This window comes from Klebsiella sp. 141203 (assembly GCF_032601985.1).
GTDB lineage: Bacteria > Pseudomonadota > Gammaproteobacteria > Enterobacterales > Enterobacteriaceae > Klebsiella > Klebsiella aerogenes.
Genome location: NZ_JAQIRL010000002.1, coordinates 79352 through 93787, shown reverse-complemented (window position 1 = coordinate 93787; position 14436 = coordinate 79352). Strand labels below are relative to the sequence as shown.

The following is a 14436-nucleotide window of genomic DNA, read 5'->3' as shown; positions in this document are numbered from 1 at the left end:
TCAAACTAGCTTCGATAAATTGAACCAGGTCACCATTCAGCGCGGCCTGTCTCTGGTAACACACCAGAGAACAATCTTAACGACTCTGGATTCACTACAAGCTGATCTCACTCAGCTATGGCTTCACTAACGGTATTTTTTATCGTTGGCTTCCGCGCCTGCCAGAATATCCACCTCCTGCTCACTTGGCTGTTGAGTTAATGTCCCCGGTCGCGCTGCGCTGGCCGGTGCTGCAAATCGCGGCAAAGGCGACAATGACAATCACCGCTACGCAGCCGATAGTCCATTCACCCATCTGCGAGAAGAAATGCTGATAGGCGGCAATCGCCGTGTCGCTGATTTGCGATTCGGTGGTTTGCTGCGCCACCACCCCGGCCAGCCAGTTGGCGACCGCGCCGGTGGCCAACATATAAATGCCGGTTAATACGCCGGTGACGCCGGGCATGTTCAGACGGGTTATCTGCGCCATCGCCACCGGGTCAATAAACAGTTCGGCAAAGCCCATCATTGCCAGCCCGGCGACCATCATGCCCATCGAGGCCTGACCATCAGCCGCGCCGTGGCGGGCATTCAGCGCCAGCAGCATAAATCCACCGCCCATCAGCAGCAGGCCGAAAGCAAATTTCAGCCACACTTTTAACACCGAGCGGGTTCGCCCTTCCGGGCGGATCAGCCACGCCAGGATCACGCCGGCGGCCATCACCGCCACCGCGTTAACCGACTGGAACAGCGCGGTCGGTACTTCAATATTGAACAGCCGGCGATCAACAAAGTGGTCGATAAACAGGCTAATCGAGCTACCGCCCTGCTGCGCCAGCACCCAGAACAGCGTTCCGGTCAACATCAGCAGAACGATTTGCCACAGCGCGCGGCGGTGCTGCGGCGATTTGATCATGATCCGCGCCACCATTTGCGCGGCGAACAGGCAGACAATCGCCAGCAGATAACCGGACCAGTTGTTTTCTAACAGCAAGGTGAAGAACACCGGCGCCAGGCACAGCATCACCACCAGCCAGCCCCAGGTCGGCAACACGAATTTCACCGCGCGCAGCGCCTGTTTGTCGACGCCGCGGGTGTCGCGGAAGTAGCGGCTGCCGCTTAAGAAAATCATCAGGCCGATAAACATGCCGATCCCCGCCAGCGCAAAGCCGATATGCCAGCCGTACCACTGCGCCGCCAGCCCGCAGGCAATGGGGGCGGCTATCGAACCGACGTTACCGGCGGCATACAGCAGCGAGAAACCGCCATCGCGACGATGGTCGTCAGCGGCGTACAGTTCGCCGAGCAGGCAGCTGATATTGGATTTGAACAGACCATAGCCGCAGATAATGATCGCCAGCGCCAGATAGAGGCTCCAGGTGGAATCAGATTCGACGCCCAGCACCACGTGGCCGAGGGTCATCAACAACGCCCCGGCAATCACCGCCGTGCGGTTGCCGAGCAGGCGGTCGGCAAGCCAGCCGCCGAGAATGGGGGTTACGTAAACTAAAGATGCGTAGGCGCTGAACAGACTGATGGCGTGGCTATCGTCAAAGCCAAGTTGGTGGGTGAGATAAAGGATGAGTAAGGCGCGCATGCCGTAAAAGCTGAAGTACTCCCAGATCTGGATCGCTACGATGTAGTAAATCGCGCGCGGCTGTGAGGGTGTTTTCATAGGTTCTCCTTGCAGCGTGAAAAAAGGGAAGTGGCAAGCCACTTCCCTTGTGTGCGTCTATTACTTGTTGTTTTCTTCTTTCAGCACTTTAACGGTGTAACGGCCATCCGCCTGACGATATGCGCCGTGGATATCGGTTTCGAAGCCCGGGTAGTGAGCGCCGATTTCGCACAGCATCTGCAGGAATTCCAGTACCGGGCGGCTTTCTTCGGTGATCATCTCACCAGGCATAACCAGCGGTACTCCCGGAGGATACGGCAGGATCATGTTGGCGTTGACGCGGCCTACCATCTCTTCGAGGTACACTTCTTCAGTCTGACCGTGCAGCTCTTTCTGGAACGCGGCATACGGGGTCATCACCATGGATGGCAGCACTTCGAATGCGCGGAACATCAGGTCCGGCAGGTTGTGATGCTCAACCAGTTTATGAATGTTCTGCGCCAGGTCCTGAATACGCATGTTTTCATAGAATTCAGGATCTTCACGGTACAGAGACGGCAGCATGTTTTTCACCCGCAGGTTCAGGTCGAACGCGCGTTTGAAGTCGGTCAGCGCACGCAGCAGGCTCAGCGCTTTTGTCTTATCGATACCGATGCTGAACAGGAACAGCAGGTTGTACGGACCGGTTTTCTCAACCACGATGCCGTGTTCGTCGAGATATTTCGCCACGATGCTTGCCGGAATACCGAAATCATCCATGGTGCCGTCTTTCTTCATCCCCGGGGTCAGCAGCGTGACTTTGATCGGGTCGAGGTACATGTGCTCGTTATCGATGTTTTTGAAACCGTGCCATGCGCTATCGGAACGCAGCGGCCAGCATTCAGCGCCATCGATATGTTCCGGCTGCCATACATCGAAGAACCAGCCTTCAGACTCGCCTTTCAGACGTTTGATCTCTTTACGGAACTTGATCGAACGTTCGATAGAACCGTCGATCAGGCGTTTACCGGCGTTACCGCGCATCATCGCCGCCGCGGTTTCGGTGGAAGCCACGATACCGTAATGCGGAGAAGTGGTGGTGTGCATCATGTAGGCTTCGTTGAAGGTTTCTTCGTTAACGTCGCCTTTCACGTGGATCATCGAAGCCTGAGAGAATGCCGCCAGCAGTTTATGCGTGGACTGGGTTTCGTAGATCACTTTCCCTTCAACGCGGCCGCCGCTCATCCCGCATTTGCCTTCATAGATCGGCGAGAAGTTGGTGTAAGGCACCCATGCGGAGTCAAAGTGGATGGATTTCACATCCAGGGTTTTCTTGATGAAGTCGGTGTTATACAGCAGACCATCATAGGTTGAGTTGGTGATAACCGCGTGTACCGGCCAGGTCGCATTCGGCGTCTCTTTCACACGCTTGGCGATAGTCGCGTGCTGGAATTCGCTCTGCGGGATACCGCCGAGGATACCGTAGGCGTTACGGGTCGGACGGAAGTAGATCGGCGTAATGTCGCTCATCATCATCAGGTGAGTCAGCGATTTGTGGCAGTTACGGTCAATCAGCACGGTGCTGCCGGCAGGCGCGGAGTACATACCGACGATTTTGTTAGCGGTTGATGTACCGTTGGTCACCATGTAGCTGCGTTCAGCGTTGAAGACGCGAGCGATATACTCTTCCGCTTCTTTGTGCGGGCCGCTGTGGTCAAGCAGTGAACCCAGTTCAGAAACCGAAATGGAGATATCGGATTTCATGGTGTTGGAACCAAAGAAATCATAGAAGATGCTGCCTACCGGGCTTTTCTGGAACGCGGTACCGCCCATGTGGCCTGGGGTACAGAAGGTGTATTTGCCTTCACGTACATATTTGAACAGCGCTTTGGTCAGCGGCGGCAGAATGGTGTCGATGTATTCGTCAGTGTTCTGTTTGATTTTGTTCGCGATATCTTCAGCGGCGCCCAGCGCATATTCGAAGAAGCGAACCTGCATGCGCAGATCGTTGAGGCTAACGTCCAGAGTGGAGTAGGTGTTAGCGAAAGCGTACAGCGGCATGTACTCATTCATTTTGCTGATTTCTTCGCACAGTTCGAGATTGTATTTATCCCAGTCGAAGATCACGCCGCACAGACGAGAGTTGTTTTCGATAAGTTTTAATAAGTCGTCACGGTCGTTCGGGTAGACAATACGGAAGTCCAGGCGTTCGAGAGCACGATGCAGTTCACGGATGGGTTCTTCTTTGAAGTAAACACCCATGTGATTCATGATTGCAATAACGTTCATAGTCAAATCTCCAGATGTAGAAAGCCCCTCCCGTCTCGATGTGACAGGTGATGGAAGGAGCCTCAGGAAAAAGGGTTACTGATTAGTGCGCGTTAGCGGGGCTGTTGTTATCCGTTGCGTTGTTCTGCTGGCGCTGGTGCATTTTGCGACCGTAGAACATCAGGATAATCAGGCTAACGATAAAGGTGCCGGCCAGTTCGAAGGAGCTTGCGCCCATCAGCGCGATGAAGCAGAACACGCAACCCAGTACCGAACAAATCAGGCTAACGAAGTTGCGGATGTTGATGCCTTCGAAACGAATCAGGTCAACACAGGAGTAGAAGTAAGGCAGCATGGTCAGCAGTACCGCGATACCGGTCAGCTCGCCGAACAGGTCAGATGCTTTACCACCGGCGGAGTTCATCAGGGTAATCAGCACCATCAGCGCGGTCATTTTCACCGCGGCCAGCAGCAGGCCTTTTTTCGGGATACCGTTGCTATCGACTTCGCCATACACTTTCGGGAAGTTACCGTCGTTGGCGGCACGTACACCGGCCTGGCCAACCAGCATCATCCACGAGCCCAGAGAAGTCAGGCAAGCGAAGGCGGTGAAAGCGGAAACCATCGGAGCAGCCCAGCCGCCGAGAATGGTAGAGGCGCTAATTGCGAACGGCGCACCGGACGCGGCCATCTGAGAAGCAGGATACATACCGGCGATAACCTGAGTCGCGGCGATATAGACGATACCGGCCATCGCCGTACCCAGCATGGTTGCCAGCGGTACGGTACGTTTCGGGTTTTTCACCATCCCGGTACTCACTGCGGCGGATTCTACGCCAACGAAGGCCCACAGGCAGAGCAGGATACTTTTAATGACCGCGTGGCTATCAGTGGTGCTGGAGGTGTTCCAGTTCGCCTGATAAGTTGCCGCGTCAAACCAATGCCAGCCGACGACCGCTGTCATTACCACCGGAATAAGCACCAGTACCAGACCAATAGTGGTCAGACGGCTTACCCAGGTCCCGCCGAGCATATTAACGAAAGTAAAGATCCACACGATGGCAATACAGGCAATACCTGCTGGCACCGGGTTATTTAAAATTGGGAAGAACGTAGAGAGATAAGAGACGGCGGTAATACCGATTGCCAGGTTACCAATCCAGTTTGCATGATAATAAAGGACGCCGGTCTGGAAACCGAAGGCCGGAGAAATTTCCCCTGCGTAAGCAATTGGACCACCCTGCTGCGGGTTCTTGGTCGCCAGTCGGGCATAAACATAAGCCAAAGACATCGCGCCAATAATAGAAATCACCCAACCCCAAATGGCAATACCACCGATGCTGGCGAGGTTCGCAGGTAATAGTGCAATACCGCTCCCCATCATATTACCGGCGACTACGCCGGTACAGGCAAATAGCCCGATCTTCTTGGCAGAACTCATGGTTGTTTTTCTCCTAAGTTTATTTGGGAGGTACAGATCATGATATAGAACCATTTATTGACCCGACCAACTGCCAACAAGATTACTGATTCGTACGAGATAAATCCTAAAGATAAAGTGAAATAACTACAAACATCAGACAAATGATATTTTGACCTTTTTCGATTAACATATAAACATGACATGTTGATATCAAAAAAAGATAAACATCGCCTACTTACAAAGAGTTAGACGCGCATACTGGTGTTGAAATTGTGTTACCAGGCAGGAAAATAACGCTTATTTCAGGTAACAATCAGAGTGCTCATGAGATACATAAATTTAACCTCATCATACTCAAAACCATGAGCATGATGAGGGTTTACTTATTCTGAAGCGAGGAAATTGTCGAGATATGGTACTACGCGGGTGACGGAGGTCTGGAATACTCCGTTTTCAATCCAGTACAAGGTGTTTTCGCCAGGGCGTAAATTAAACGCCGTCAGGTAGGCATCGGCAGCTTCGCGGTTCTGTCCTTTCATCTCATAGACTTTACCGAGCAGCACGTAATTCATCCACGACATTTCTAAATCAATGCCTGTGTTGATAGCGCTGTACGCCTCATCTATTTTCCCTTTGCCTAACATATCTACCGTTTTTATCTGGTAGAAGATCGCCATATCTTTAATGCCGGGCATTTCACCCACTTTTTCAACCTCGGCATACAGCGTCGCTAATTGTTTTTCATCCAACGGCTGCTGCGAATGACGTAATACATCCACCAGCGCTTTTTCGGCGTAAGCATAAATAAAGTCCGGCGATTGTTTAATGACGTCATCGAGTATATCGCTGGCTTTACCTAATGAATCGACATCACCTTTCATTAACAGCTGATGGGCCTGATAAAGACGGGTTAATGAAGGGCTTTGCGCGGGTTGATACTGTTTCAGCATCGCTTTCATGCGATCCGGCCACGGCTGCATTAGCGCGGTTGACAGACTATCCAGCAGGTCATTCTGAATGGTGAGCTGGTTATCCATGGTAATAAAGTAGCGTTTATCGAGCATCGTCGAGCCGTCGGCGTTATCGACCAGTTGCACCGACATAAAGCACTGCTGGGCGCGATAGTGGCGCTGATTAACGAATTCGATGGTCAACGTTTTACCCGAACTGCTGGGCTCGTTGATGTTGTAGTTGGTTTTATCGTGGACCATAAAGGTCGAGAAAGTGTTGAGCGAGGTGGTTACCAGGCTGCCCAACCCTACCGCATAGGCATGCTGCGATGCCCAGTTGTTGCATGAACTGCCGTTTACCAGGTGTATGTCGATATCGCGCGGGTTTAGCAGCAGGCGAGTTTTGGTTTCCGGCGGCCGCGATTCTATCGACGACAAGGCGACTAACGCGACGCAACTGCCCAACGCCAGCAGGAACAGCGTCCACACCCAGAAGGTGGTGATCCGTTTACGTTTTTCCGGCACTGCCGCCGCCGCAGGCGAGGCAGATGAAGGAGAAATAGTCGGTGGCGACGTTTCAGGAACGGTGACAGGGGCCACTGGCGGGACAACCGGCGCCAACTCTTCGCCCTCTTCCGTACACCAAATTACCGGGACCGTCAGCTTGTAACCGCGTTTGGGCACCGTCGCAATATATTCCATGCTGCCGTCATCGCCGTCTTTCAGTGACTTACGCAACTCGGAAATACTCTGGGTGACGACATGGCTGGTCACCACGTTGCGCGTCCAGACGTGATCGATAAGCTCGTCCCGGCTAAGTACCTCGCCAGGATGTTGAGCAAAGTAGACCAGAAGATCGATTAAACGCGGTTCGAGAGTAAGCTGACGTCCGTTCCGGCTAATTTGGTTTACAGAAGGAGTAACGAGCCATTCCCCAACGCGAACAACAGGTTGTTGCATAAAAAAACCCCAGGACGAAAAGGGAAAGGCGCGATAATACCACATTTCGCCTACCTAATTATGCGGGTGGTCAATACCCCACACGTTTGGCATACGCTACCCCATTTATATACAAATCAGTTAACAGTCTATGAACATCGTTGTCATTTAATCCAAAATAGCCAGGGTCTATGCTGCGTCCATCAAGTCGTTAAGGAGACGCATTATGTTATTCGACCACTATTCCTTGCAGGCCCTATCGTTAAACAACCGTATCGTGATGCCGCCGATGACGCGTTCCCGCGCCGGGGCCGGTGATGTCGCTACCGATCAGATGGCGGAGTATTACGCCCAACGCGCCAGCGCCGGTTTAATTATCAGCGAAGGCACGCAGATTAGCCAACAGGGACAGGGTTATGCCTGGACGCCTGGCATCTATAATGAAGCGCAGATCGCCGGCTGGGAAAAAGTCACCGCCGCGGTACACCAGGCGGGAGGCAAAATTTTTGCCCAGCTCTGGCACGTAGGGCGTGTCTCCCATACCGTACTGCAGCCGGGTAATGCCGCACCGGTTTCTTCATCTGCAATTCAGGCTGAAGGAGTGAAGGTCTTTGTCGATGTCGAAGGACGCGGTCCGGAAAACGGCGTTGGTGAAATGGTGCAGCACTCGATGCCGCGCGCCCTGACTCGCGAAGAGATCCCGGCTATCATCGAACAATATGCACAGGCCGCGCGTAACGCTATTGCCGCCGGTTTTGATGGCGTTGAGCTACACGGTGCGAATGGCTATCTGATCAATCAGTTTATTGATTCTCGTGAAAACCAGCGTACCGATGAGTACGGCGGTTCGTTAACCAATCGCCTGCGTTTCCTCAAAGAAGTGGCGCAAGCCGTTGCCGATGCGATTGGTAAAGAGAAACTGGGCATCCGCCTGGCGCCGCTGACCACCTTGATGGGGTCGAAAGATGATACGCCGGAAGCCACCTATCTGGCGGCGGCCAGCGTCCTCAATGATATCGGCATCGCCTATATCCATATCGCCGAAGCCGACTGGGATGATGCGCCAGTGATGCCCGCTGCCTTTAAAGAAGCGCTACGACAGGTGTTCCGCGGCACAATGATTTATTCGGGGAAATACACCGTAGAACGTGCCGAAGAAGCGCTGGCCAAAGGCTGGGCCGACCTGATTGGTTTTGGTCGCCCGTTTATCGCCAACCCGGATCTGCCGTATCGTCTGCAGCACAACCTGCCGCTCAATCAGCCAATCAGAGAGCAGTTTTTCGGCGGTGGTAAAGAGGGCTACCTCGACTACCCTACCGTCGACGCGAAGTAAACAGGATATATCGCTTCACAGTACTTAAATAAAAAACCCGGCAGCGCGGTGGCATGCCGGGTTAAAAATCAGACTTTCGACGTTTATATATAATTAATCAACGTGATTAATTATTTATACACTTCCGCCGTTGCTTCAAAGTTCGGCCCGTGTTCGCGCGCCGCGGTAATAATGTAATATTTACCGCCCTTCTCATCTGCCAGCTTAGAAAGCTGATCGTGAAGATCAGAAGGTGAAGAGAATTGCCCGCCAGACGGCCCCACAGAAATACTGCCCACGTGAGTCAGTTTGAAATGCGAAGCTTCTTCTTTAGTAATTAATTGCGCAGCAGAGGCGCCAAAGGCAACAGCAGAAAGAGCTAAAGCGACTAATACCTTTTTCATCCTACATTCTCCTTGGATTGAGCCTAATTGAGGCTCTTTCAGTATATACTCGTCATACTTCAAGTTGCATGTGCGTTGGCTTTCCTCGCTCACCCCAGTCACTTACTAGAGTAAGCTCCTGGGGATTCTCTGCGTCGCCGCCTGCCTGCAACTCGAATTATTTAGAGTATAGACACTAGATTAATAAGCGCGCTATTTATCGGATTATTTTTCACCGGCCACCGCGCTTAGTACCGCGACGGAACCCCTTCCGGACGGGTCTTAAAACGACGGTGCAGCCACATGTACTGTTCCGGCGCCATCAGGATACATTGCTCAATAATTTTGTTCATCCAGCTGGCGGTAGTTTCCGGGGAATCCAGCGGCGGCGTCGCTTCTGGCTGCAGCGCAATCAGCTCATACCCGGCGCCGTTGGGCTTTCTTCGCGGAACAAAAGGAACGATGGTGGCTTTTGACATTCTCGCCAGCATCCAGGTCCCGGTGGTAGTCGCAGCATTATCAACATTGAAAAAGGGAACAAATACGCTGCTGGCGCGACCATAATCATGATCCGGAGCGTACCAGAGGATTTCTCCCTCTTTCAGTGACTTAACCATACCTTTCAAGTTCTTACGATCCAGCATCGTCTTGTTAGAACGCAGTCGTCCCCAGGTTTGTAGCCAGTCGATCAGCGGATTATCGTTTGGCCGGTAAACGCCAATCCCCGGCGTGAACATGCCAAACATCCGCGCGCCGAGCTCCAGAGTCAGAAAGTGAATGCCAATCAGCAAAATACCCTGCTTCTGTTCCTGCAGTTCAACGACTTCGTTGACGCCGCTGGTCTCGGTCCAGCGCTCGACGCGATGGGTCGGCCAGAACCATGCCATGCCGGTTTCCATCAACCCCATGCCCAGAGATTCAAAATTCTTAACCAACATTTCATGACGCTGCGCCGGGCTGAGTTGTGGAAAACAGAGCTCAAGATTGCGCTTCGCAATACGTACCCTTCCGCGCAAAAAATGCATGGATAAACGCCCTAACCCATGGCCCAGACGATAGATCAGCGGATAAGGTAGTTGTACCACCAGCCACAATAAGCCAATACCCAGCCATGCCGGCCAGTAACGCGGGTGTAATAATGAAAGAGAGAATTTGGGTAAATGCGACATCTGAGTATTGCTCTTCAGGATCCTTGATTTACATACCAGCGGGAGGCCTCAGTCCGAATTTGCGGATAAGGTACCCGATCCATAACATTTAGTTTTTTCCTATTCGTGCGGTAATACGCATACAAGCGTAGACTATAACCTGTACACTGCCCTGGTATTAAACGAACTATGTAACAAATTTATTATTAATTTTTTCGTACAGCGGCACGCAAACTAAAGTTTGCGTTATTCATCTTCAACAATAAATAAATAGCCTCCGAAGAAACGTCTTCGAAGGCTGAATATCGTTATGAACGAATGAAGGCCAGCAGATCGGCGTTAATCACATCCGCATGTGACGTGTGCATACCATGCGGTAAGCCCGGATAAATTTTAAGCTCGCTATTCGCTAATAGTTTGTCCTGCAAAATGGCGGCATTTTTATAAGGAACGACCTGGTCGTCGTCACCCTGCATAACCAGCACTGGCACCGTAATCGCTTTCAGATCTTCTGTCTGGTCGGTTTCAGAGAAGGCTTTAATCCCTTCATAGTGGGCTTTCGCGCTACCGGTCATCCCCTGGCGCCACCAGTTTTGAATGGTACCTTGCGAAACCTCTGCGCCATCGCGATTAAAGCCGTAGAACGGTCCACTGGCAACATCGAGATAAAACTGCGAGCGATTGGCGGCAAGCGCCTTGCGGAAACCGTCAAACACTTCGATGGGCGTACCGCCAGGGTTATTGTCGGTTTTGACCATCAGCGGCGGTACGGAACTGATTAATACCGCTTTAGCTACCCTGCCCTGCGGTTGGCCGTACTTGGCCACATAACGCGCGACCTGGCCGCCACCGGTTGAATGGCCAACGTGGACAGCGTTATGCAAATCCAGACTTTCCACTACCGCCGAAGCATCGGCCGCATAGTGATCCATATCATGGCCTTCGCTTACCTGGTCGGAGCGCCCATGTCCACGGCGATCGATAGCGATGACGCGAAAACCCTGTGCGAGGAAAAACAGCATCTGGTTATCCCAGTCATCAGCGCTTAACGGCCAGCCATGGTGGAACACAATCGGCTGAGCCTCCTTCGGACCCCAGTCTTTAAAATAAATATTAACGCCATCTTTAGTTGTTACGAATGCCATATCAGGAACTCCTCTCTTGAAAATATGACAACTTCTCATTAACATTCAATTGGTTACATTCAGCGCTGATATGAAGCCTTTCCCTTGCTTGCGAAAAACCTCAATGGCAACGGCGCCATAAAGTGTAGAAGATGATGGCTCATTTAGCTCATCTCTCAGCAATTTAATATCAACGCAGCAACTAAAATACGCCATATACTGTTGAGCGTTAGTGCATATTACCTATTGATAAAATATGCCTTTCCGATATTTTTTATTTATAGATAAATATCAGTGCGTTATGTCAAAAAGAAATAATTAAAATATTTTCCTCTTATACTTACGTTTTACTGTAAATTTCTCTCAAATAGATTTCTTCAGATTATTCCCCGAGAAAAAAGAATAAACCAAATTCCACCGCAGGTGCGTCTCACTGACCTTATCCACGCAGAATATTTGCTATTAATTGTGAGCCAGGCAACGTCCTGAGCGATGCCCTTCCGCCAATGCTGTACAAACCGCAGAAAACCGCCATACTCAGGCGCAAAGCCTGTGATTTTCAAGGGGTAAAATTTGCCTGTAGCAATCCCGGATAGTAAAACGAATAAGAAAGGAATGACTGCGATGCACTACAAATTGGTTAAGCAACTCAAAGATGATAATACATTAAGAAAGAGCTTTATTGATTTAGCCATCAAAACGTTCGATCTATCCTTTGACGCCTGGTATCAGCAGGGGTACTGGAGTGAATCCTATATCCCTTACGCTTTCGTTGATAAGAATAAAGTTATCGCCAACGCCTCCGCGAATATTATTGATCTGGTCTGGCAAGGCCAACCCCGACGCTATATTCAAATAGGTACGGTAATGACCAACATTGATTACCGTAATAAAGGGCTTGCCGGACAGTTGATACAACATATTCTTGATGACTGGCGTGACAAAGCGGATGCTTTTTTCCTGTTTGCCAATTCTACTACCGTCGACTTCTATCCCAAATTTGGCTTTACGCGGACCGACGAATATCAATATGTTGCGCCCGTTTCGCCTACACCCGGCGACTTCCGTAAACTGGATATGGATAGTGCGCAGGATATCGCCCTGCTTAAGCACTACTACCAGAAATCCAACCCCTTTTCACAGCTACGAGTGGAAAATAACTTCGGTCTGCTGATGTTTTACTGTTCGGCGTTTATGAAGCATTTTGTTTACTACTCGGAGAAAAACCAGGCCGTCGCCATTGCGATGCAAAGCGCCCATGAGCTGATCTGCTTTGATATTTTTTGCGATGCCGGACAATCCATGGCGACCATTATCAATGAACTCGCCCAACCGCAATCGCAACAGGCGGTGCTCGGTTTTACGCCGAAGGAAGCGCGCCTTGGCGAGTACGAAAAAATAGACGGCGACGATATGTTGTTTATCTATTCGACTAAAGAGAACATCTTCCACGACAACAAATTAATGTTCCCGCTACTGGCGCACGCCTGATGCCGGGCCGCAGGTCATCTATTTAACCTGCGGCTGGTCGGCGTTGTTTCTTCCTGGAAAACAAAATAAACAGTACAATCAATTGTTGTTTTTTTGTTAAATCCAGGAGAAACGCCACTTGCCCCTTTTTGATCTGCAGGATCTCTACGCCTTTTTAGCCCTCAGCGAGCACGGCAGCTTTCGCTACGCCGCCGAGGCGATTTGCATTTCGCAATCGGCGTTAAGCAGGCGAATCGAGAAGCTGGAAACCGCTTTAGGGGTGAGATTGTTTGAAAGAACCACTCGCCGGGTGACGCTCACACAAACCGGCAGAGCTTTCGCTCCAAAGGCGCAGCATCTGCTTTCCGAATTCGAAGATGCCCTGGACGGCATTAGCGACCGCGCGGCTTTCGGCAACGGGCTGGTGACGGTCGCCTGCGTTCCTTCAGCCGCCAACTATTTTATGCCCCAGGTCATTACGCAATTCCGTCAACGTTTTCCTAAGGCGCGGATCAAGGTTATTGATACCAGCGCCGGAAATGTTTATAGCGCCGTGCAAAATCGCCAGGCGGATTTCGGCCTGAGTTTTCTCTCTGAGATCGCGTCTGATGTGGTGTTTACGCCGCTGGTTCATGAACGCTATCTGGCGGTTTGCCGACGCGACGATCCGCTGGCGCAGCGTAACAGCCTCTGCTGGCAGGAGTTTTTTAACCGCGATTATATCTGGCTCGATAAGATCTCCGGCAATCGCCACCTGCTGGATGGCGCCCTGAGCGATGTAGGGCCACGACGCACTGCGGTTTGTGAAACCCGCCATGTCACGACGATGCTGGGTATGGTGGATGCCGGCCTTGGTATTGCGGCAATACCGGCGATGGCGCTGCCGGCCTATGCACACCACGCGTTAGCCAGTATTCCGCTAGTGGAACCTGAAGTGAAAAGGCAGGTGGGGCTGATAAAAAAAGCGGGCAGAGCGTTACCCCCTCTGGCCGCCGAACTCGAAAAAGCCATTACCGATTTTTACCATCCCACCGCATAATTAGCCCTCTTCCGGTAATTCGCAGGCGTTGGAGGGTAAAGGATCCATGCCTGTGCGACGAATTTCCGCCTGCGCCGGGACTGAAGCCAGATAGCACAGCAACTGCTTCGCCTGCGATTGCGCGGATGAATCGGCAACCACGGCGCCCGCGAAGCGAGTAACGTATTGCACTTCATCCGGCAGACGGCCAACGAACGTCACGCCGCTGACCGGCAACAGCTCGCTAACCTGCTGAAACCCTATCGCGTAGTCCCCTTTCGCCACCAGCGAAGCAACGGGGATTTTTTCGATCATTTTTGCTTTGGGGCTTGCCTGCGCGGCGATATCCAGTTTTCGGAACAGTTCCTTTTCAACATAACGCCCGCTGGCGCTATCCGAATAGGCGATGGATTTCGCCTGCAGCAATGTTTGTTTCAACGCGGCGACGCTACTGATGTCCGGCACCGGGGCGCCCTTTGGCACAACGGCGCCAATTCGTGAGTCCGCCAGTTCAATACGCGACCCCGGCATCACTTTGCCCTGCTTCTGCAAATCATCCAGGGCGTATCCCACCATTATCACCACATCCGCTTTTTGCCCTGTCGCCAGGCGGTTCGGTATCGCCTCCGCGGATTTCCCCATCGAGGGACCATGAATGATATGTAAGGTATTGCCGCTTTTTTGCTGATAGTCGGGCGCCAGTTTATCCAACGCCGCGGAGAAGCCGCCGGAAATCATCACCGTGATCTCCTGCGCGGCGGCAACATGCGCATAGCCGCAGGTGAATATCACTAACGAGAAAACCCATGATTTACGTTGCATATTCAC

The 14436-nt window shown here is 51.8% G+C and carries 11 protein-coding genes; 3 read left to right on the top strand and 8 right to left on the bottom strand.

The window, feature by feature from the left end; translation table 11 throughout:
• Positions 1-181: 181 nt before the first annotated feature.
• The 4 genes from dtpD to cadC all read right to left on the bottom strand — a co-directional run bounded on the left by dtpD (position 182) and on the right by cadC (position 7174).
• Positions 182-1654, bottom strand: coding sequence for a dipeptide permease DtpD (gene dtpD / locus PGR29_RS08115; RefSeq protein ID WP_015704649.1), 1473 nt, complete (start codon positions 1652-1654; stop codon positions 182-184).
• Between the two features lie 60 nt (positions 1655-1714).
• On the bottom strand, positions 1715-3862 hold the full coding sequence (cadA, locus tag PGR29_RS08110) for a lysine decarboxylase CadA (RefSeq protein ID WP_015367858.1): 2148 nt from the start codon (positions 3860-3862) through the stop codon (positions 1715-1717).
• An 82-nt stretch (positions 3863-3944) separates the two neighbouring features.
• Positions 3945-5282, bottom strand: coding sequence for a cadaverine/lysine antiporter (cadB, locus tag PGR29_RS08105; RefSeq protein WP_015367859.1), 1338 nt, complete (start codon positions 5280-5282; stop codon positions 3945-3947).
• Positions 5283-5647: 365 nt separating this feature from the next.
• Positions 5648-7174: a lysine decarboxylation/transport transcriptional activator CadC gene (cadC, locus tag PGR29_RS08100; RefSeq protein WP_087860322.1), complete on the bottom strand. Its 1527-nt coding sequence runs from the start codon at positions 7172-7174 to the stop codon at positions 5648-5650.
• A 205-nt stretch (positions 7175-7379) separates the two neighbouring features.
• Here cadC and PGR29_RS08095 point away from each other — a divergent pair, with 205 nt between their 5' ends.
• Positions 7380-8486 carry an alkene reductase gene (locus tag PGR29_RS08095; RefSeq protein ID WP_316424372.1) on the top strand — a complete coding sequence of 369 codons (1107 nt, stop codon included), beginning with the start codon at positions 7380-7382 and terminating at the stop codon, positions 8484-8486.
• Between the two features lie 110 nt (positions 8487-8596).
• On the opposite strand, the gene PGR29_RS08090 is transcribed toward PGR29_RS08095, so the two are convergent.
• The 3 genes from PGR29_RS08090 to PGR29_RS08080 all read right to left on the bottom strand — a co-directional run bounded on the left by PGR29_RS08090 (position 8597) and on the right by PGR29_RS08080 (position 11141).
• A complete protein-coding gene (locus tag PGR29_RS08090) occupies positions 8597-8869 on the bottom strand; it encodes a DUF1471 domain-containing protein (protein ID WP_015367862.1) in 273 nt (90 codons plus the stop codon).
• 227 nt (positions 8870-9096) lie between these two features.
• Complete coding sequence (locus PGR29_RS08085; RefSeq protein ID WP_316424371.1) at positions 9097-10017, bottom strand: Kdo(2)-lipid IV(A) acyltransferase; 921 nt, start codon at positions 10015-10017, stop codon at positions 9097-9099.
• Positions 10018-10304: 287 nt separating this feature from the next.
• Entirely contained in the window at positions 10305-11141 is an 837-nt protein-coding gene (locus PGR29_RS08080; protein WP_045393439.1) for an alpha/beta fold hydrolase, read from the bottom strand.
• A gap of 603 nt (positions 11142-11744) precedes the next feature.
• Here PGR29_RS08080 and PGR29_RS08075 point away from each other — a divergent pair.
• Complete coding sequence (locus PGR29_RS08075; protein ID WP_020079430.1) at positions 11745-12611, top strand: GNAT family N-acetyltransferase; 867 nt, start codon at positions 11745-11747, stop codon at positions 12609-12611.
• 118 nt (positions 12612-12729) lie between these two features.
• A complete protein-coding gene (locus PGR29_RS08070; protein WP_087860325.1) occupies positions 12730-13629 on the top strand; it encodes a LysR family transcriptional regulator in 900 nt (299 codons plus the stop codon).
• Here the strand turns inward: PGR29_RS08070 and PGR29_RS08065 are convergent, their stop codons facing one another.
• Entirely contained in the window at positions 13630-14430 is an 801-nt protein-coding gene (locus tag PGR29_RS08065) for a substrate-binding domain-containing protein (protein WP_213794418.1), read from the bottom strand. It abuts the gene before it with no gap.
• Between the last annotated feature and the right edge of the window lie 6 nt (positions 14431-14436).

What these genes read in the sequence shown, in the direction of transcription:
- dtpD (WP_015704649.1), bottom strand. Translation starts at nt 1,654, where the DNA reads ATGAAAACACCCTCACAGCCGCGCGCGATTTACTACATCGTAGCGATC.
- cadA (WP_015367858.1), bottom strand. Translation starts at nt 3,862, where the DNA reads ATGAACGTTATTGCAATCATGAATCACATGGGTGTTTACTTCAAAGAA.
- cadB (WP_015367859.1), bottom strand. Translation starts at nt 5,282, where the DNA reads ATGAGTTCTGCCAAGAAGATCGGGCTATTTGCCTGTACCGGCGTAGTC.
- cadC (WP_087860322.1), bottom strand. Translation starts at nt 7,174, where the DNA reads ATGCAACAACCTGTTGTTCGCGTTGGGGAATGGCTCGTTACTCCTTCT.
- PGR29_RS08095 (WP_316424372.1), top strand. Translation starts at nt 7,380, where the DNA reads ATGTTATTCGACCACTATTCCTTGCAGGCCCTATCGTTAAACAACCGT.
- PGR29_RS08090 (WP_015367862.1), bottom strand. Translation starts at nt 8,869, where the DNA reads ATGAAAAAGGTATTAGTCGCTTTAGCTCTTTCTGCTGTTGCCTTTGGC.
- PGR29_RS08085 (WP_316424371.1), bottom strand. Translation starts at nt 10,017, where the DNA reads ATGTCGCATTTACCCAAATTCTCTCTTTCATTATTACACCCGCGTTAC.
- PGR29_RS08080 (WP_045393439.1), bottom strand. Translation starts at nt 11,141, where the DNA reads ATGGCATTCGTAACAACTAAAGATGGCGTTAATATTTATTTTAAAGAC.
- PGR29_RS08075 (WP_020079430.1), top strand. Translation starts at nt 11,745, where the DNA reads ATGCACTACAAATTGGTTAAGCAACTCAAAGATGATAATACATTAAGA.
- PGR29_RS08065 (WP_213794418.1), bottom strand. Translation starts at nt 14,430, where the DNA reads ATGCAACGTAAATCATGGGTTTTCTCGTTAGTGATATTCACCTGCGGC.